We start from the raw sequence: 18,021 nt of genomic DNA on the forward strand, positions 1-18,021 counted from the left end.
CTGCGCCGCGCGTGAGCCGTGACGCGCTAGGGCCTGTCTGACAAATGATCATCTGGCTGGTTCGCGGAGCCAGAGGATCAGGGAGGCCAGGACGACTCCGGCGCGGTAGCGGTCGGCGAGCTTGTCGAACCTGGTCGCGATGGAGCGGAACTGCTTGAGGCGGGCGAAGCATCGTTCGACCACGTTGCGGTCACGGTAGACGGCCTTGTCGAAGGCGGGTGGCCGGCCGCCGGGGCGCCCTCGGCGCTGGCGGTTGGCGACCTGGTCGCGGCGTTCGGGGATCGTGGCTGCGACGCCCCGGCGCCGCAGCAGGTGGCGGATCGCCCTGCTGGAATAGGCCTTGTCGCCCAGCACGCGATCCGGTGTCGTGCGTGGGCGGCCCGTGACGGCGCGCGGGACGCGGATGCCGTCGAGGACGTCGGCGAATGCGGTGGCGTCGTTGACGTTTCCCGGGGTGAGCACGATCGACAGCGGCAGGCCCCGGCCGTCGACGGCGAGGTGGACCTTCGTGGTCAGCCCTCCCCGGGACCGGCCGAGGGCCTGGCGCGCCTGCGAGCGGCCCGGATCTTCCAGTTCGTCCCCGTCTGTATCCCCTTTTTGCGGGCGCCCGCGGCGTGCTGGTGGGCCCGGTTGACCGTGGAGTCGACCGCGACGGTCCACTTCACCCGCCCCACCGCGTCATCGCGAACCTGAACATGCTCCAGCAGCTTGGCCCAGGTGCCGTCCACCTCCCAGCGGGCGAACCTCTCATAGACGGTCTGCCACGGACAGTACCGCTCCGGGAGATCACGCCACGGAGCCCCGGTCCGCAGCCGCCAGAGCACTCCGCTGACCGGGCGGCGATGCTCGGGCCATGTCGGTCCGAAGCAGGGAGAGGGAAGGCCCCCTGTCCGTTCGATTCGTCCGCCGTACGCGCACCGCGGTCGCCGTCGTCGTGTCGGCACGGCCCTGCTGGCCGCACCGGCGACAGCCGACGCGCCGGTTGACGATTCGCAGGACAGGACCTGGTTGCCCTTCACCCGAACCACCTGATGCCCGCCATCACTGTTGCGCAGTTCGCTCCGCACTGCGACGAGACCGTGCCCCTGGTCGGCCGGGCCTCGGACGTTCCGTGGCGATCGGCCGCGACCACGCTCGTATCCGAACCGCGAACAGTGACCAGCAAGGCCGGGTTCGACTCGACGATGCCGGCACGGAGCCGGAACCGGCCGTACGGGAGGTGGGGCAAACCGCGCAAGTCGCGGAAGGCCCGGAAGGCGTGAGCACCACCAGCACCAGGAGATCCGCGCCCGCGCCGCACTCCGCGCTCCGGACCCCGCGCACCGCAGGGCCGGCCCCGGCCGTCGGCGGTGCCGTCGGCCGGGCGAGATGTGCCGAACTGAATTCCGATCCTCCGATTTCCCGGTATCGATTTCATGGTCACGGTCGAACGTGGCCGAATGTTCCTCTTCTGGAGCCTGGCGTGCCGCGCTAGCCTCACCGTAAGAAGTCGGAAAAGAGGGGGAAATGAACATCAAAAGGATGCGATCAATCCGAATCACCCGACCGGGGCGCCGAATGGCCACGGCCGCCGGCCTGCTGGCGATCTCCGCGGCCACCGTCGTGGCGGTCCCCGGCACTGCCAGCGCCGCCACCGTCGCCTACAATGGCGCATGTGGGAGCGGGTACAACGTCAAGAGCTGGTTCGGCATCCAGTCGCCGACCGAGGAGGTGACGGTCTACCTGACCTACTCGGCCGCCACCGGCAAGAATTGCGTCGTCGGGATAAAGGACAACCAGACCACGACGCGGTCCATCACGGTGTACATAGAACGTGACGACACCCCCGGTTCCCGGGTCACCGACTCCGGGAACTACACGAAGTACGCCGGGCCCGTCTACATATACGCGAAGGGCGCGTGTGTCACCTGGGGCGGCGTGTTCAACGACCTGGAAGTACTCCGGCGGCACACCAACTGCGGGGCCTGACCCCCGTTTGCGAAGCCGCCCGCCGTCCCGGTGCGACGACCAGGACGGCGGGCGGCAGCGGCCGCACCCCCCTCGGGTCGCGGTTGGGCCCCAGGTCCTGCGGGTAGCCGTGTTCGATCCGGCCGGCCTCGTCGAGGCGACCCGACCGGGAGGCGCTGAACTCGACCTCCGGGGCGCCCAGGTCGGCGACCGCCTGCATGCGCGGGACCTGCCTGGCCGGGACGTTGATCCGGGTGCTCCGTGCTCCGTGCGGTGGCCGGGGCAGGTGTCCGGGCCGCCTGGCCGCCCGCCACCGCCGCCCGCCCGCCGCCCGTCAGTCGGCCAGCAGGAGCACCACCAGGATCGGCACGCCGAAGACCAGGAGGATCACCAGAAGGGTCCCCAGCGGCCCGCCGCCGTTGCCGCCGCCGCCGAAGGGCCCGTCGCCGCCGCCGACGACACTGCTGAGCCACGAGTCGTTGCCGTCACCACCGTGGTGACCACCGTCCATGCCGACCTCCTCCGTTCGTGTTCTCCGCCCGCACCGTCGGTGCCTCAGGCCAGTTCCATGAGGATGTCGGCGCGGGCGTAGTAGTCGGCCACCGGGAGGCGGTCGCGGGTGATTCTGACGAATCCGGCGTCCTCGTAGAGGTGGACGGCGGCGGCCAGTGTGCTGTTGGTGCCGAGGAACAGCCGGGCGCCGCCGAGCGCTTGGGCCCGGTCGATCGCCGCGGCCACGAGCCGGCGGCCGATGCCGCGTCCCCGCGCGGTGGGGGTCACGGCCATCTTCGCCAGCTCGAACACGGCGTCCGGGTAGGCCAGCAGTGCCACGCACCCCAGCACCGTGCCGCTTTCCGGCTCGCGGGCCAGGAGCACGTCGCCGCCCGGTCCCACGATGCGGCCGAACGGGTCCCCGAGTACGGCCCGGTCCTCCTCCTCCAGGGTGAACAGCCGCGAGATCCACTCCTCGTTCAGCGCGCGGAACGCGTCGGCGTCGCTCGGCGACGCGATCGAGGAGACCACGGTCGGGGCGGAGGCGTACGGCATGTGGCGGTTCCCTTCCCTGAACGACACCATGTCAGCCTCCGGCTCCGCCCACCCAGGTGTCCAATACACACATCGGCCGCCATCCATAGGCTGGAGATATGGATCAGCGAATCGAGCTCCGCCATCTGCGGTACTTCCTGGCGCTGGCCGAGGAACTGCACTTCGGCCGCGCCGCCCAGCGGCTGCACATCGCCCAGCCGGCCCTGTCCCAGCAGATCAGGCAGCTGGAGAAGATCGTCGGCGTCGAACTGTTCCGGCGGACCTCCCGGAGCGTCCGCCTCACGGACGCGGGAGCGACGTTCCGGCCGCGCGCCGGGGACCTGCTGGGCCGGCTGGCCGCCGACCTCGACGAGGCCGGCCGCGTCGGCCGTGGCGAGGCCGGGCGGCTGGACATCGCCTTCATCACCTCCGCCACCGCGATCGTCAGCGAACGCCTCCGCGTCTTCTCCCGCCGCCGCCCGGACGTCCAGGTCAGGCTGCACGACGGCTTCACCGTCGACGTCCTGACGGCCCTGGAACGCGGCACCGCCGACATCGGGATCGTCCGGGACGCCGAGGAACGCGACGACATCGACCTCGCGCTTCTGACGACGGAACGTCTCGTCGCGGTCGTCCCCACCGACCACCCCGCCGCCGGGAACGGCCGGGTGAACGCGGCGGCGCTGGCCGCCGACCCCCTGATCCTGTTCCCGCGCTCGGCGGGGGCCCACGCCTTCGACGTGAACACCCAGCCGATCCGGGACACCGGCAACGACGTCCGGGTCGCCCAGGAGTGCTCCAACTGGCACACCATCATCATGCTCGTCGCCGCCGGCCTCGGCGTCACCATCGCCCCCCACAGCGTCACCACGCTGCTCCCCGCGGGCGCACGGCGCCTCGAACTCGACGGGCCGCCCGCCGTGAGCCGGGTCCTCCTGGCCACCCGCAGGGGAGACGACCGTCCCCTCGTGCGGGCCTTCACCGCGGTGTCCGAATCCGTGGTGGCGGGCCGGGGCGAACGGTCGAACGACGGTGCCGCGTCGGCCCGTTGAGCGGTCGAGCCCTTCGGTCGCCACCTGCTCGGGGTCGGGGGTTCCTCGGGGGTTCCTCAGGGGCGAGATCAGGGGCAGTCCGGAGGTGTGGACACCGCGAACGGTCCTAGCGTCGGTGCGGCGGGTGACCGATGCCCCGACCGATGCCCCGATGGAAAAGGCGAGCGAGTGTTCCGGAACAAGGCTCTACCGGTGCGGGCTTCGAGCCCGGCCTTCGTCGGCGCGGGGCGGGCGGGCGACACCGTCTGCCTGACCGCCGTACACAAGGCGTACGGCCGCGGCGACAACCGGGTGCGGGCGCTCGACGGGGTGGACGTCGGCTTCGAGGCGGGCACCTTCACCGCCATCATGGGCCCTTCGGGTTCGGGCAAGTCGACGCTGCTGCAGTGCGCGGCGGGCCTCGACCGGGTCGACGCGGGCCAGGTCCTGCTCGACGGCGCGCCGTTGCACGAGCTCTCCGAGCGCGCCCTGACCGAGCTGCGCCGCGAGCACATGGGCTTCATCTTCCAGTCCTTCAACCTGATCCCTTCGCTGACGGCTCGTCAGAACATCGAGCTTCCCCTGCGGTTGGCCGGTCGGGAGATCGACCCGGTGGCGGTCGACCGGGGGCTGGCCGAGGTCGGCCTGGCCGAGCGCGGCGGGCACCGGCCCGCCGAGCTGTCGGGCGGTCAGCAGCAGCGGGTCGCCATCGCGCGTGCACTGGTGACCAGGCCCGAGGTGATCTTCGCGGACGAGCCGACCGGCGCCCTGGACTCGCGTACCGCGCGGGATGTCCTGGCGCTGCTGCGCGGCGTCGTCGAGGAGCACGGGCAGACGGTCATCATGGTCACGCACGACCCGGTGGCGGCCTCCTACGCGCAGCGGGTGGTCTTCCTCGCCGATGGCAGGGTGACCGGCGAGCTGTTCGAGACGACGGCCGAGACCGTGGCGCTGCGGATGGCGGCGCTGGAGCCCGGCGGGAGCGGGGCGAACCCGTGCTGAGGCTCGCCGCAGCCACCCTGCGCCACCGCTTGACGGTCTTCGTGGGCGCCTTCCTCGCCCTCGCGCTCGGCACGACGATGATCGGCACGATGACGCTGACCCTGGCGGCCACCTTCGGCACGCCGCACCCGGGGCCGCAGCGGTTCAAGGAAGCCCGGGTCGTGGTCGCGCCGCAGGGCTTCGAGGGGCGCGCGATGAAGGCCCCGGCGGTGTTGCCGGCCGAGGTCGTGACGAAGGTGACCGCCTCGGGCAAGGCCACACCCGACCGAAGCTTCCCGGTACGGCTGAACCCCGGCTCCGGGGGGACGACCGGCCATCCCTGGTCCTCGGCCGCCTTCGCGGGCTACCACCTGCTGGCCGGGCGCGCGCCGCAGGCCCCGGACGAGATCGTCGCCGGCGGCGGAGACCAGTCGCTGATTGGGCGCCAGGTCCAGGCCGACACTTCCGACAGTGCCGGCCGCTACCGGGTGGTCGGGGTCACCGACGCGCTCTGGTTCGAGAGCGCCGTCTTCTTCAGCGATGCCGAGGCCCAGCGCCTGTCGCCCGGCGTCAACGCCCTGGTCACCGACCAGAACGCGCAGCAGCTGTCCGCCCTCGTGGGCGGCCGGGCCGTGGTCCTCGGTGGCGACGACCTGACCCGGCTCGACGCCGACCCCACCGGCGGCGCCCAGTCGCTGGCCAACGCCCAGGCGATGGCGGGCAGTACGACCGGACTGGCGGTGTTCGTCGCGGTGTTCGTCGTCATCGCGACCTTCGCCTTCGCCACCGAGCAGCGCCGCCGTGAACTGGCGCTGATGCGGCTGGTGGGCGCCGCGCCCCGGCAGGTGCGGCGCATGGTGCTCGGTGAGGCGCTGCTGATCGGCCTGGCGGCGGCGGTCGTCGGTTGCGCCCTCGCCCCGCTGTGCACCGTGCCGCTGCGCTCCTGGATGCTCGACCACGACGTGGCCCCGTCCTGGTTCACGATCCCCTTCAACCCCCTGCCGCTGCTGGTCTCCTTCGTCATCGGCGTGGCCGCGGCGCTGGCCGGCTCGGCCGCTACCCTGGTCCGGGTCTCGCTGATCCGGCCGATCGAGGTGCTGCGCGAGAGCGCGGTGGAGCGCCGCGGGATGACGCCGATCCGCTGGCTGCTCGGGATCGGGATGCTGATCGGCGCGGTCGCCTTCGGGATCGTCATCGCCCGGAGCGAACCGTACCTGGCGGCCGGCGCCCGCAAGTACGAGGCGGTTCCGGTCCTGTACGTCGGCGCGGTCACCCTGCTGGCGCCGATCCTGCTGCGGCCGGTCACCCGGGCGCTGATCGGCCCGCTGCGCGGCTCGGCCAAGGCCGGCCCGCTGCTGGTGCGCGAGAACATCCTCACCTCCCGGCGGCGTACGGCCGCCACGGTGGCGCCGGTCGTGGTGGCCGTCGGACTGGTCGCCACCCTGCTGACGGTGCAGAAGTCCGGTGACGCGGTGGTGCTCGCCCGCCAGCAGCAGGAGATCCACGCGGCCGGCGTGGTGGTGCCCGGCGGCCCGGGGATAGACGCGCGGACGCTGGAGAAGCTGGCGGCCGTGCCCGGGGTCCGGGCCACCCCGGTCACCTCGATGAACATCCGGATCGGCACCGCGAAGGGCGACCAGATCGACTCGCTGAGCACGAACGCCGTGCCCGCGTCCGCGCTGGGCACGACCGTCACGCCGTCCGTGCTCTCCGGCTCCCTCGCCTCGCTGCCCGAGAACTTCCTGGTCATCGACGAGCACGCGGCCCGGTCCGACGGTCTCTCGGTGGGGGACCAGGTGGTCACGCTGCTGCCGACCGGCGCGCGGGTGACGACCGTCGTCGCGGCGGTCGTCGCACGCGGCCTGAACGGCGACGACACCTACCTGTCCGCGTCGCTGACCGGCGCGGTGACGCCGAACCGGGCCTACCTCGACTCCCGGACGGGCCCGGGCCGGCCGCTCGACGAACAGCAGACGGCGGCGGTGAACCAGACGCTGGCCGGCTCCGGCGCGCACGTCATGACCCATGACGCCTACCTGGAGGCCCAGCGTGCACGCGCCGCCGAGCAGACGGACAACGCCGCGGTGATCATCCTGGGGATCGCGCTGGCCTACGCGCTGATCGCCGTCGCCAACACCCTGATCATGGCGATGGCCGGGCGGCAGCGGGAGTTCGCCCTGCTCGGGCTGGCCGGCGCGGTGCGCGGCCAGATCGCGAAGGTGGCCGTGGCCGAGTCGGCCGTGGCGGTGGTTGTCGGCACGCTGCTCGCGGCCGTGGCGACCGGGCTCGCCGCGGTGACCCAGCACGTTTCGCTGAGCGAACTCGTCACCTCGGCGCCGACGGTGATCCCGTGGACGCAGGTCCTGGGGACCGTCGCGCTCTGCGCCCTCGTCACCGTGATCACCGCGTGGGGAGCGGCCTTGCGTGCGACCCGCCAGCGGGCGATCGAGGCCGCAGGCATCCGGGAGTAGGGGATCCGGGAGTGGGGCGCCCGGGAGTGGGGCACGGCCCGTCCGGCCCGGTCCCGGCCCGCTTCCGGCCCGGAGTGTGCGACCGAGGTGTGAAACACCACACTTCCGCTCCTGAGCGTGCCGGTACTCGCCGCCCGGCCGACGGCCGGGGACACTGGTCGCCGTGACTGATGTGCGCGAGACCTTGGATTACCAGACCTTCGGGCAGGCGGTGCGCGAACTCGCGCAGACGATCGCCGACGACGGATACGAACCCGACCTCGTCCTGAGCATCGCCCGCGGCGGGGTGTTCGTAGCGGGCGGTCTGGCGTACGCGCTGGACTGCAAGAACATCCACCTGGTGAACGTCGAGTTCTACACGGGCGTGGGCACCACTCTGGAGATGCCCGTCATGTTGGCGCCCGTTCCCGCCGCGATCGACTTCACTGACAAGAAGGTCCTGATCACCGACGATGTCGCCGACACCGGCAAGACACTGCGGCTCGTGCACGACTTCTGCCTCGACCATGTCGCCGAGGTCCGGTCCGCCGTCATCTACGAGAAGTCGCACTCCCTGGTGAAGTGCGAGTACGTGTGGAAGCGGACCGACGACTGGATCGAGTTCCCGTGGTCGACGGAAGGACCGGTCGTCAGGCGCGACGGCCAGGTGCTCGACGCCTGACCGGAGGTGGTACGCGCCGCAGGCCGGGACGCCGGCGGGGATCGGCCGGGAGCAACAGCGGATCCCGGGCGGCGGCGGTCGGGGGCAGGGCTCCCGGCCGCCGCCGCGGCCCGGTTCGTGGGGTAGGAATGGGGGGCTGCACGAACCGGGAGAGGGGCGCGGATGAGGGCGGTGCGGATGCGGGCGGTGCGGATCGCCGGGGTGGTGGCGGGCGCGTTGGCGCTGGTCGCCGGGTGCGCTTCAGGAGGTTCGGGGGATTCCGGGGGATCCGGAGGCATGTCGACGCAGGCGCACGGCTACCTGTCGGAGGCGCTGGACCTGTTGCAGCGGGAGTCGTTGAACACCGCGACGGTGGACTGGCCGAAACTGCGGAACGAGGCGTTCGCGCGGGCGGCCGGGGCGCGGACGACGGCCGACACCCACGGGGCGGTCGGCGGCGCGGTGGCGGCGCTCGGGGACGGCCACAGCCGGTTCTACCCGCCCGGTGAGGCGGCGGCCGTGGATGCCGACCCCGCGACGGTCGACGCCCCGACGGTCGAACAACTTCCGGGCGGCATCGCCAGGTTGAACCTTCCGGCAGTGAACGGGTCGGAGCGCACCTACGCCGAGTACGTCGCCCGCGGCCGCGCCGCCGTCGCCGGGGCGACCGCCTGCGGCTGGGTGGTGGACCTTCGCCGGGAGAGCGGCGGCGGGATGTGGGCGCCGCTGGCAGTGGCGGCTCCGCTGCTCGGGGACGGTCCGGTGGGGGCCTTCGTCACGGCGGACGGCACCCGCAGCGTCTGGTCGGTGCGCGGGGGCGTGCCGTTCCTGGACGGGACTCCGCAGGCGGAGCCCTCCGGGGCCGGCGGGGACCCGGCGCGGGGCGTGCCCGTCGCCGTCCTCACCGGCCCGGGCACGGGCAGCGCGGGCGAGGCCGTCGTCATCGCGTTCATCGGCCGCCCGGACACCCGCAGTTTCGGCGCGCGCACCTACGGGGTGCCCACCGGCAACGCCGCGCACCGGCTGTCGGACGGTGCGGTCGTCCTGCTCACGGGCGCCGCCGAGGCGGATCGCACGGGCCGGATCCACGCGGGGCCGATCGAGCCGGACGAGGCCGTGGACACCCGCAAGGAGGGGGATCCGTCACTCATCGCCGCGACCGGCTGGCTCGGGCGGCAGGAGTCCTGCCGTCGCACCTAGGCCCTCTCTTTCGGATCACGCCAGGCGGTCGCCGCCGGAGCACGCACCTCGCCGGCTTGTCGTCGGTCGCCGATGCTCCGCATGGACTCCCTCCTCCGCACCGCCGATGCACGCACTCCAACGACGCCCACTGGTCCGACGTGATCCGAAAGAGAGGGCCTAGAACGACCGCCCCACGGGGTACGGGCAGTCGGCGGAGGCGGCCGGCAAAGAAGTGGTCACCCGAGGCGCGCAGGAAGTAGCTTGTCCCCGCCCCGCACGCCGCCCACAAGGAGTTCTCATGCTCGAAAACATCCAGGGCCTTTCTCCAGAGCGTGCCGCACGACTGGCCTACCTGGTCGAGCAGTGCGAGCCGTTGCTGGAGCAGGACGAGGGCATGGAACATGTCCAGCGGCTGCTGCGGGACCTCGGGGCCGGGGTCATGGACTCGATCGCCGTCACCCGGGAACTGCTGGGAGTCGGCCTCGGGGAAGCACAGGAGATCGTGCTGTCGAGTGCCGCGCGGACCATCGAGCTGCGGACGCATCAGCAACTCGTGGACGTGGCGGAGCGAGCGAAGGACGTGGCCGACGGCCTCCTGGGGCTGTCCCGGACCCGAGGGACCACCAGGATCGTCGCCATCGACGGCACCGGAGGATCAGGCAAGACGACGTTGGCTGCCGCGGTGGCCGGACACCTCGACGGCGCCGTCATCGTCCATGTCGACGACTTCTACCGTCCGATGCCCGCCCGCGAGCGGGAGCTGCTCGACGCGGAGCAGGGCTACCACCGCTACTTCGACTGGGAACGCCTCCGGGACCAGGTCCTGATCCCGCTGCGGGACGACCGGGCCGCCCGCTATCAGAGCTACGACTGGGCCAGCGGACAACTCGGGGCCTGGCGCGAGATCGCTTCCGGAACCGTGGTGATCGTCGAAGGGGTCTACTCCGCCCGCCCGGAGCTGGCCCACTACTACCACTTCACCGCCTACGTCGACACCCCGCGAGGTGTCTGCCTGCAGCGGGTGCGAGCACGTGGCGAGAACCCCGAGGCGTGGATCGGGCGTTGGCGCGCCGCCGAGGACCACTACGTGGAGACCACATGGCCCCAGACCAGAGCCAAGCTCCTCGTCAGGGGCTACTGAGGCGGGAAGCGCGCATGATCACCGACGCGACAGGAACTGCCGCGGCGGCGTCAACGCGCTGAAGCCGAAGCTTGGATCGGTGAGATCGAAGCTGTGGCGGGCCGAGGGCTGATGTCCCAGGCCCCTGGGGTGACGTTCCTTCCCGGGGCCTGGGCGCACCGTCAGCGGTCCCGGCCCCGGAGGGCTCGGACGCCGAGGTCGTAGGCCATGGAGCCGAGGGCCAGGACGATGAGCGGCCACACCAGCGGGGAATCGGGTGGCACGGTGCCGGACAGCAGGGCACCGCCGACCGAGCCGGTACCGGCCACGGCGGTGCAGGTCGGCGCGGCCGGCACGCGCACCAGCAGGCCGCGCTCCGTCTCGGGGGAAACCGGCCGTCGGCTCATCGCGTCACTGTCCCCGCGGCGAGGGCACGCTCGGTGTGACGGGTTCCGAGGCGCTTGAGCTTGCGACGCACCCGCTCGCCGAACTCAGCGGGCAGGCCGACCGCGAGGGCCGCCAGGGCCCAGGTCTCCTCGCCGGCGGCCCAGGCCCGGGTGGTGGCGACCTCGTCAGGGGCCAGGCCCCGAAGGACCGCGAGGAGCCGGCTGTCGGCCAGTTCCGCGCTCAGCGCCTCGGCCTCCGGGGTGCGGCGGTCGACCAGCAGGTCCGCGACGGTGAGGTCCGCACCGATGTGCTGGCCGAGGAGCATCAACCGCCGTCCCTGAGCCTTCCGTTCCCACAGCGGCAGGAAATTGCGGTGCTCCTCGCGAGAGCAGCGCCGCAACAGCGTGACGATCTCGGGGTCCTCGCTCCAGCCCCTGCCCAGTTCCTCCACCCAGTCCCCGAGCAGGGCCGCCTCCACGGCTGCGTGCCACCGATCCGGGTCGGACAGTCCCAGCCAGGTCCGGCTGAATTCATTCACCTTGCCGGTGTTGCCCCTGATGGCGGCGCCGCGGGCTGCGAGCGCGGCCACCAGGGCCTCTCGCTTCGGCGGCTCGCAGGCGAGCGCACCCGTATAGGCGGCGACCTTCAACAGCAAGCCGCCCAACAGCGCTGTCAGCCCGACATCCAGAGGGCTCCGGTCCTCAACGGCAGCTTCCCTTTGCAGAAGCCCGACAATCATGGCTCCCACGAGCCGATAAGGATCCACCTCCTCCTCCAGGAAGGGTCGTTCCCCGACCGTCCCGAGCGACACCTCCACCGACCGCCTCGGCCTCCGGGCAGCACAAACGGGGCTGAGGCCGGGAAGCGCGGAAGGCACGCCCGCCGCCTGTCCTCGAAGGCAGGCCCCGGGGGCGGTCGGCGGGTGGCAGCTAACGCCCTGAGTCGAGGGGATGATGGCCATGCGCGTCTCCAGGTCGGTGTCGAAACATCAAGCTCTTCTACCTACAAGCCCGAGCGGAGGCCGTTCCGGCAAAAAATCTTGAGGATCTCGATGTGATGTGCGACACGGACCTTGGGCACGCCGGAGGCCGACCACACCGGCGGCGACCGGTGACCGACCAGCCGAGCATCCGGTGACGCGCACGTCTCTTGCGAAGGACCCGGACCGCCCACGAAGAACGGTATGGATCGACTGACCTTCCCGACCGGGGCGGAGTGTCCAGGTGCTGGAGCCCCGGGGATGCCGTTGGCCCGTGGCTGCGGGCCCGCAGGTCGCCTCCCTGACAAGTCGCGGCCGGGGCCCGCTCCTTCGAATGTCAGCGCGCTGTCTCGCCGGCGTCTGCGACGCGGTTGAGCTCGGCACCGGGGTACGGAGTCTGCTTGCTTTCCGACAGCAGCCGGCGGTGGAAGCCGTCCAGGACGACGCTGGCCCTGGCATGCCGCTCGACGATCGCGGCGATCTCGGGCGGAACAGCCTCGGGCCTCCGACCCGCGATCCACTTCTGAAGGAACACGTCTGCTTCGATACCGCCCCGGACGCGGTCGACGAGGTGGTGGATCAGATGGCTCGCAGTGCAGTCGCGGTCATACCCGAGGTGGTCCGAGAGGAACTGCTGCTCGGCTGCTGACAGCTCGAAACCCGAGCTCAGCGCCAGCCCGAAGTCCGCGAAGCAGATCAGCCGGCCGTCGGTCAGCAGGTTGTCGAAGTGGGCGTCGAAGTGCACGAGTCCGTGAGAGCTCATGAATGCCGTGCCCCGCGCCAAAGCATCCTCCACCCACGCGGGAGAGCCGCCGCCGGCCACCGCGGTCGCCCCGTGCTCACGCAACAACGTGCTGAGTGTCTGCGGCATGTGTTCCAGGAACAGCACCAGGCTGCGGGAGGATCGGCCGATGGCTTCCAGGCGCTCGCGTACCGCCTGCGAGCCTTCCCAGTGGGCGACCGCTCCGTCGATGCCCCCGAACTCGTCCACGAAGCCCTCGGGAGGAGAGTCGGGCAGGACACGCCAGTGGTACATCAGGGGAAAGCCCTCGTACTCCTTCCCGAGGACCCAGTTGGTGGTCATGATGTGGACGGCCAGCTCCCGCCAGGCACCGAACCCGGCCGAGCCCACTCCGTACTGGTAGAACATCGGCAGCCCGAAGAGGTTCGCCGTGGACCGGACGTTCTCCGGCCGGGTCTCGACGTCCGTCAACGGCACTCTCTTGACGAAGACCCGCGTCCCGTCGATGGCCAGCTCCGCCGACCTGCCGCCGATACCGGATCCGACCGGAGGAGCGGACGCCACGATCTCGCCGAGACGCCGGTCACTCACAAGGGACAGGCGGGTGGCAATGGTCCCGTAGGCGGCCAGACGTGCGTCGTGCTGACATTCGGAGTGGCGCATCCACGGCTCCTCTGTGCCCCTGAAGCAGGGCGTCGGTGATCGCTCAACAGGGTCGCCGCCATCCGGATCGGGTGAGGTGACACCGCTGTATCCGGTCACTCCACATGCCAGGGACGACGGTGTTCCCCAACGACAAATGCGGAGTCTCGACCCTGTCGTGGCCCCGAAGGATCACGGCCGGCGGCGGGACGGTTGCCGGTCATTCCGCCGCCGCCACCACCGGCGCGAACGCGAAACGGAACCGTTCCACCCCACGGGGCAGGTCCGCGCTCATCCGATCGTCCGAATCAGCTGCACGTGCCCAGAACACGCTGAGCATGAAATCGCGCGGCTTTCCTGCGAGTTCGAACTCCAACGCCACATCGGCAGGACCCGAGAAGAGGGTCCACACGTCGATGCGGCCCGTCCGCGACCTGTACGGAACCCTGGTGAGGAGGCTGAACCCCTCCGGGCGCACGGGATGGTCGGTCAGCTCAAGGGTCACCTCCGCATAGTGCTCCCGGATCGAACTGCGGACCTTGACCGCCCCGTCGGTCAGTGTGACTCCGGGAGTCCCGGCAGCCAGTGGCAGTTCCAGCCAGTTGCCGTCCTCGGCGAACTCGTCCTCCTCCCACAACCCGAACTGCGAACGTTCGACTGAGACAAGGCCTGCGGCCTCGGTCCGGAAGCTCCGCATGTCGACGATCCTTGCACGACGGCCGTGCCCTGCGGCAGGTTCCGCTTCGCGTCAGGCTCCGGAGGGCCGCTGCCCCCGGGAAGTGTCCGTTGCGATCGGGAGGCTGCGCAGTGTCAACGCGGCCGGCGGGGGCAGCGGTTCGTCGGCCGTGTCGGTGCGGAACGACTGGAGCAGATAGGCCACCAGGCGCCGGGAGGCCGCACCGTCATCCGGCAGGGCGGTCACCAGGCCGCAGTGTGCCAACAGGACCACGACGAGGTCGGAAGGGTGAAAGTCGGCCCGCAGCGCGCCCGACGCCTGTGCTCTGCGTACCAGGGTCGTGAAGTCCCGCTCGGCTTGGTGCCGGGACCGCGCGTGTTCCGACGTGCTTTCCGGGAACGCCGTGACGAACGCGGCCGGGAACCCGCGTTCCTCCCGTTGCAGAGCGCAGACCGTCTCGATCAGCTGCTGGAAGCCCTGCCAAGGGTCGGGGACGGCCAGTGCCTCGGTGAGAGCCCGCGCGCAGGTCTCCATCTGCTGTGCGAACGCGCCCCGCACCAGAGCGTCCCGGGTCGGGAAGTGCCGGTACAGCGTCGCCACGCCGACCCCGGCCCGACGGGCCACGGTCGCCATCGGGGCGTCGATCCCGTGCTCCGCGAAGACCGCACGGGCGGCGACGAGGACGCGCTCCCGGTTGCGCCGGGCGTCCGCCCGCACCCCGGCCCGGGCTGTGATCCGAGAGGATTCCGCCATCACTGTCTCTCGCTTCCGGTCCAAACGGACGATTGCGTCCACTTGAGAGCTTACGGTCGGTGCCAGATCCCGTACGGCTCCTTGCGGCAAAGGCGGAACGATGAACGACCGCATGATGAAGGCAGTGCTCTACGACCGCTACGGCGGCCCCGATGTGCTCTACGCGTGCCGCGTGCCACGCCCCGAGCCGGCCCGCGGCGAGGTCCTCGTGAAGGTACGCGCGTTCAGCGTCAACGGCGGCGAACTGGCGGTCCGTTCCGGCCGGCTCCGCCTCCTGAGCGGCAGGAAGTTCCCCAAGCGCGTCGGCTTGGACTTCACCGGCGAGGTCGCCGCGCTGGGGGCCGGAGTCACCCGGTTCGCGGCCGGCGAGCGGGTATGGGGGGTCTTGGGCCGCACCTCCGGGTTCGGCAGCGCCGCCGAGTACGTGGCCGTGCCCGCCGAGCGGGTCGGCCGGCTCCCCGACGGCCTCGACCCGGTGGACGCCGCCGCGCTGCCGGTGGCCACCACGGCCATCACCGCGCTGCGGGACAAAGCCGGGCTGCGCCCCGGCGAACGACTCCTCGTCCGGGGCGCGGCGGGCGGTGTCGGCAGCGCCGCCGTCCAGCTCGGACGGGCGTACGGCGCCGAGGTCACGGCCCTCGCCCGCGCGGCCAGCCTGGACTTCGTCCGCGGGCTCGGCGCGCACGAGGCCGTCGACCACCGGACCGTGCGGCCGGCGGAACTGGGCCGCTTCGACGTGGTCCTGGACACCGCGGGGACCGACCTGCGGGCCTTCCGGCGCCTACTGGATTCCGGCGGACGCATGGTCACCATCGCCTTCGACCCGAAACGGCCCGCTGCGACGTTCGGCTACCTCGCGGCCAGTACGGTCCACGGACACGGCCGGGTGCGCTTCTTCAGCGGCGACCCCAAGCGGGCGGACTTCGACGACCTCGCCCGCCATGTGGTCGAGGGCAAGCTGAACCCCGCGGTGGACACGGTCTTCTCCCTGGAGGAGACGGCTGCGGCGCACCGGGCGCTGGAGGCGGGCGGCGTCCGGGGCAAGTACGTGGTCAGGGTCGCGTAGGACCCTGTTGTCCTGTCCCGGCGAGGTGCCGCCGGTCTCACTGGAGATCGACGACCGCGCTGCTCGTCCCGCCGAGGTCCGACCGGTCGCCCGCGGCGGCGACGAGGGCCGCCAGGCCGTCGAGGTGGCGGTCGAGGCCGAAGGCGAACAGGGATTCGGCGGACAGGCCCAGGCCGGGGTCGGTGCGGGCGGTGGTGAACGCCGGGAACGTGCCGTCCGACAGCAGTGCGGCCATCCGGGCCTCCTGGACCTGCATCCACTGATCGCCGGTGACACCGCTGGCGTGACCCGCCTCCTGCTCCGCCGCGAGGTCGACCGCGCAGCCCCGGACGAATCCGAAGAGCGAGACCGCCGCGTGCATGCGGGTGTCGGCGTCGAGGCCGAGGCCCTCCAACGCCGCCAGGGCCCATTCGATGTGGCGCATGCCATTCGGTGCGAGCAGCGGCCGGGCGAGGTTCATCGTGGCCGCCAGCCAGGGGTGCTCCTGGTAGAGCCGCCACTGGGCCCGGGCCAAGAGGTCCAGGCGGGACCGCCAGTGCGGCGGGGCCGGGGTCGGCAGCGGCGCCTGCGCGTAGGCCGCGTCGACCATCAGCGCGAGGAGCTGGTCCCGGTTCTGCACGTGCCGGTACAGGGACATGGCCGAGGTGCCGAGTTCGGCGGCCAGCCGCCGCATGGTGAGCGCGGCCACCCCTTCCGCGTCGGCGATGCTCGCCGCCCAACTCCGCAGCCCCGACGCGGCCACCCGCTACGACGCCATCGCCATGACCCGGGACCTGATCAGCTCCTGGCACGGCGACCACACCGGCCTCGTCCTCCTGCTCGCCGACTGCCTGCTCCCCGACGACCCGTACACCACCGCCGAAGCGGCCGACACCCTCGGCAAGCTCCCCGCCGCCCTCGCCGAACCCGCCCGCGAAGCCCTCGCCGCCCTCGTGGAAGCGCACCGAACCACCCACGGCCCGAACGTCTGGGCCGCACGGCACCCGCTGCTGCGCCGGGCCCACCAGCAGGCGGTCACGACGCTGGCCGGCCTCGGCGACGAGCGGGCCCTGCCCGGCCTGCTGACGGCGCTCGACACCGGCACCGACGACTGGCGTGCCGTGCAGGTCGCCGGCTGCCTCCCGCAGGCCGCCGGGGAACTGCTGGCGAGGCTGATACCACGCCTGGCCGACGCGGACTTCTCCTGGCCCTGGGGATCCGCCGCCGCGCTGATGGCCGCCCTCAACCGGCTCGGCGACGCCGAGGACCCGGACCTGCGCTTCGCAGCCGTGAAGGCCCTGTGGGACATCGAGAGCGACCCCGCCGATGCCGTGCCGCGGCTGACCGCCCTGCTCGACACCGGCAAGAACCACGACGCCGCCGACGTCCTCGGCCGGATCGGAGGGCCGGCCGCCGCAGCACTGCCCCGCCTGCGGCAGATGCTCGAAGCCGGCCACGCCTGGACGCGGGTGCACGCCGCCGCCGCGATCCACGACATCGGCGGCCCGGCCGAGGCCGAGACGGTCCTGCCCGTGTTGCTGGAGGCGTGGGAGGAGAACGACTCGACCGCCACCCGCGTCATGGCCTGCCTCCAGCGGATGGGGCCCGCCGCCGCACCCGCCCGTCCACGGATCGGCGCCGAACTCGCACTCGCCCGCCGAAGCGGAGATCTCTTCTCAAGCGTCGAGGACGACGAGGAACTGCAGCGCGCCGCCCGGGCCGTCATCGACCGGACGGCCTGACGGCGACACCGCAACCACCGGTGAGCCGGGCGGCGACACCGCAGACGCGGCGCCGGCCCACGGGCGCCGCGATGACGGTGCGCCGGGCCGGCGGCCACTGGCCGATCGCGTGGCCGCCGATCGAGGCTCGCGGGGCCCATCGGCTGTCCGGACTCGCGCCTACCAGTGCTTGACTCCCTTGATGTGCAGGCCCTCCGCGGGGTCGTCCTTGAGTTCGACGCAGCCCCGGGGTTCACGACCTTCCTGGGACTCGTCGAAGGGAAATCGGCGGGAGATGCATCCTCGATCCAGTGGTGCGATGGTGGAACTGTGGGTGTTGTGGCGGTTTAATTTCACGACGCCTGGCTGGAAGGGTGTGATGTCAGTGCCTGCCGAGTACGAGCTGACCGATGCTCAGAAAAAGGCTCGCGATGAAGTCCTCGATGAGCTGGACAAGGTTGAGGCGCGTCTTCGGGAGGTGCAGGCGAAGGCTCGCCGGCAACTACCGGAGAACATTGATGGCGATAGCGGGAGTAACCGCTGCTTCAGATGCGATTGCCCCACCTTCGAGATTTCCAGCTCCGGGCCCTCTGCCGTGTGCTCCCGCTCCAGCTGTGGCCATGGTTTTAACGACCATGACTTCTTCTAGGGGGATGCGCAGGAGGGCACCTGGGGAGT

18 protein-coding genes and 1 pseudogene are annotated in these 18,021 nt (G+C 71.6%); 10 read left to right on the forward strand and 9 right to left on the reverse strand.

Annotation, left to right across the window (positions count from 1 at the left end):
* Window positions 1-26: 26 nt before the first annotated feature.
* A pseudogene (locus tag ACFVUY_RS26515) lies at window positions 27-899 on the reverse strand (IS5 family transposase).
* Between the two features lie 607 nt (window positions 900-1,506).
* On the opposite strand from ACFVUY_RS26515, the gene ACFVUY_RS26520 reads away from it, so the two are divergent.
* Window positions 1,507-1,968, forward strand: coding sequence for a spore-associated protein A (locus tag ACFVUY_RS26520; protein ID WP_387694662.1), 462 nt, complete (start codon window positions 1,507-1,509; stop codon window positions 1,966-1,968).
* Window positions 1,969-2,281: 313 nt separating this feature from the next.
* Here ACFVUY_RS26520 and ACFVUY_RS26525 read toward each other — a convergent pair whose 3' ends face one another.
* Together ACFVUY_RS26525 and ACFVUY_RS26530 are read right to left on the reverse strand one after the other, a co-directional pair.
* Window positions 2,282-2,458 carry a hypothetical protein gene (locus ACFVUY_RS26525; protein WP_359904696.1) on the reverse strand — a complete coding sequence of 59 codons (177 nt, stop codon included), beginning with the start codon at window positions 2,456-2,458 and terminating at the stop codon, window positions 2,282-2,284.
* A 44-nt stretch (window positions 2,459-2,502) separates the two neighbouring features.
* Window positions 2,503-2,994 (reverse strand): GNAT family N-acetyltransferase, encoded by a 492-nt coding sequence (locus tag ACFVUY_RS26530; protein ID WP_387733887.1) that lies wholly within the window; start codon window positions 2,992-2,994, stop codon window positions 2,503-2,505.
* 98 nt (window positions 2,995-3,092) lie between these two features.
* Here ACFVUY_RS26530 and ACFVUY_RS26535 point away from each other — a divergent pair, with 98 nt between their 5' ends.
* From ACFVUY_RS26535 to ACFVUY_RS26560, 6 genes are all read left to right on the forward strand, one after another.
* Window positions 3,093-4,025: a LysR family transcriptional regulator gene (locus ACFVUY_RS26535; protein ID WP_387733890.1), complete on the forward strand. Its 933-nt coding sequence runs from the start codon at window positions 3,093-3,095 to the stop codon at window positions 4,023-4,025.
* A 192-nt stretch (window positions 4,026-4,217) separates the two neighbouring features.
* Entirely contained in the window at window positions 4,218-5,006 is a 789-nt protein-coding gene (locus ACFVUY_RS26540) for an ABC transporter ATP-binding protein (protein ID WP_387733892.1), read from the forward strand.
* Window positions 5,000-7,456, forward strand: a complete 2,457-nt coding sequence (locus tag ACFVUY_RS26545; RefSeq protein WP_387733893.1) for an FtsX-like permease family protein — start codon at window positions 5,000-5,002, stop codon at window positions 7,454-7,456. Before ACFVUY_RS26540 ends, ACFVUY_RS26545 begins: the two co-directional genes overlap by 7 nt.
* Window positions 7,457-7,619: 163 nt before the next feature.
* Entirely contained in the window at window positions 7,620-8,117 is a 498-nt protein-coding gene (locus ACFVUY_RS26550; protein ID WP_359904705.1) for a phosphoribosyltransferase, read from the forward strand.
* Window positions 8,118-8,393: 276 nt separating this feature from the next.
* The gene (locus ACFVUY_RS26555; RefSeq protein ID WP_387733895.1) at window positions 8,394-9,296 is read left to right on the forward strand and encodes a S41 family peptidase; all 903 of its coding nucleotides are present in this window, start codon (window positions 8,394-8,396) and stop codon (window positions 9,294-9,296) included.
* 280 nt (window positions 9,297-9,576) lie between these two features.
* Window positions 9,577-10,419, forward strand: coding sequence for a hypothetical protein (locus tag ACFVUY_RS26560; protein ID WP_387733897.1), 843 nt, complete (start codon window positions 9,577-9,579; stop codon window positions 10,417-10,419).
* 161 nt (window positions 10,420-10,580) lie between these two features.
* On the opposite strand, the gene ACFVUY_RS26565 is transcribed toward ACFVUY_RS26560, so the two are convergent.
* The 5 genes from ACFVUY_RS26565 to ACFVUY_RS26585 form a co-directional block, all read right to left on the reverse strand.
* Window positions 10,581-10,805, reverse strand: a complete 225-nt coding sequence (locus tag ACFVUY_RS26565; RefSeq protein WP_380631129.1) for a hypothetical protein — start codon at window positions 10,803-10,805, stop codon at window positions 10,581-10,583.
* Complete coding sequence (locus ACFVUY_RS26570) at window positions 10,802-11,602, reverse strand: hypothetical protein (protein ID WP_387694652.1); 801 nt, start codon at window positions 11,600-11,602, stop codon at window positions 10,802-10,804. Before ACFVUY_RS26570 ends, ACFVUY_RS26565 begins: the two co-directional genes overlap by 4 nt.
* Before the next feature lie 499 nt (window positions 11,603-12,101).
* A complete protein-coding gene (locus ACFVUY_RS26575; protein WP_387733899.1) occupies window positions 12,102-13,169 on the reverse strand; it encodes a protein kinase family protein in 1,068 nt (355 codons plus the stop codon).
* Between the two features lie 199 nt (window positions 13,170-13,368).
* Window positions 13,369-13,845, reverse strand: a complete 477-nt coding sequence (locus ACFVUY_RS26580) for a hypothetical protein (protein WP_387733901.1) — start codon at window positions 13,843-13,845, stop codon at window positions 13,369-13,371.
* 51 nt (window positions 13,846-13,896) lie between these two features.
* The gene (locus ACFVUY_RS26585; RefSeq protein WP_387733903.1) at window positions 13,897-14,577 is read right to left on the reverse strand and encodes a TetR/AcrR family transcriptional regulator; all 681 of its coding nucleotides are present in this window, start codon (window positions 14,575-14,577) and stop codon (window positions 13,897-13,899) included.
* Window positions 14,578-14,677: 100 nt separating this feature from the next.
* Between ACFVUY_RS26585 and ACFVUY_RS26590 the strand changes: the two genes are divergently transcribed.
* A complete protein-coding gene (locus tag ACFVUY_RS26590; protein ID WP_387733905.1) occupies window positions 14,678-15,643 on the forward strand; it encodes an NAD(P)-dependent alcohol dehydrogenase in 966 nt (321 codons plus the stop codon).
* Between the two features lie 37 nt (window positions 15,644-15,680).
* Here the strand turns inward: ACFVUY_RS26590 and ACFVUY_RS26595 are convergent, their stop codons facing one another.
* Window positions 15,681-16,331, reverse strand: a complete 651-nt coding sequence (locus tag ACFVUY_RS26595) for a TetR/AcrR family transcriptional regulator C-terminal domain-containing protein (protein WP_387733907.1) — start codon at window positions 16,329-16,331, stop codon at window positions 15,681-15,683.
* On the opposite strand from ACFVUY_RS26595, the gene ACFVUY_RS26600 reads away from it, so the two are divergent.
* On the forward strand, window positions 16,315-17,364 hold the full coding sequence (locus tag ACFVUY_RS26600) for a HEAT repeat domain-containing protein (protein ID WP_387733909.1): 1,050 nt from the start codon (window positions 16,315-16,317) through the stop codon (window positions 17,362-17,364). The two genes, ACFVUY_RS26595 and ACFVUY_RS26600, sit on opposite strands and share 17 nt — an antisense overlap.
* A 298-nt stretch (window positions 17,365-17,662) precedes the next feature.
* Complete coding sequence (locus ACFVUY_RS26605; protein ID WP_387733911.1) at window positions 17,663-17,992, forward strand: hypothetical protein; 330 nt, start codon at window positions 17,663-17,665, stop codon at window positions 17,990-17,992.
* The last annotated feature ends 29 nt before the right edge of the window (window positions 17,993-18,021 follow it).

The sequence above is a fragment of the Kitasatospora sp. NPDC058063 genome (assembly GCF_042885395.1).
Taxonomy (GTDB): Bacteria; Actinomycetota; Actinomycetes; order Streptomycetales; family Streptomycetaceae; genus Kitasatospora; species Kitasatospora lactacystinica.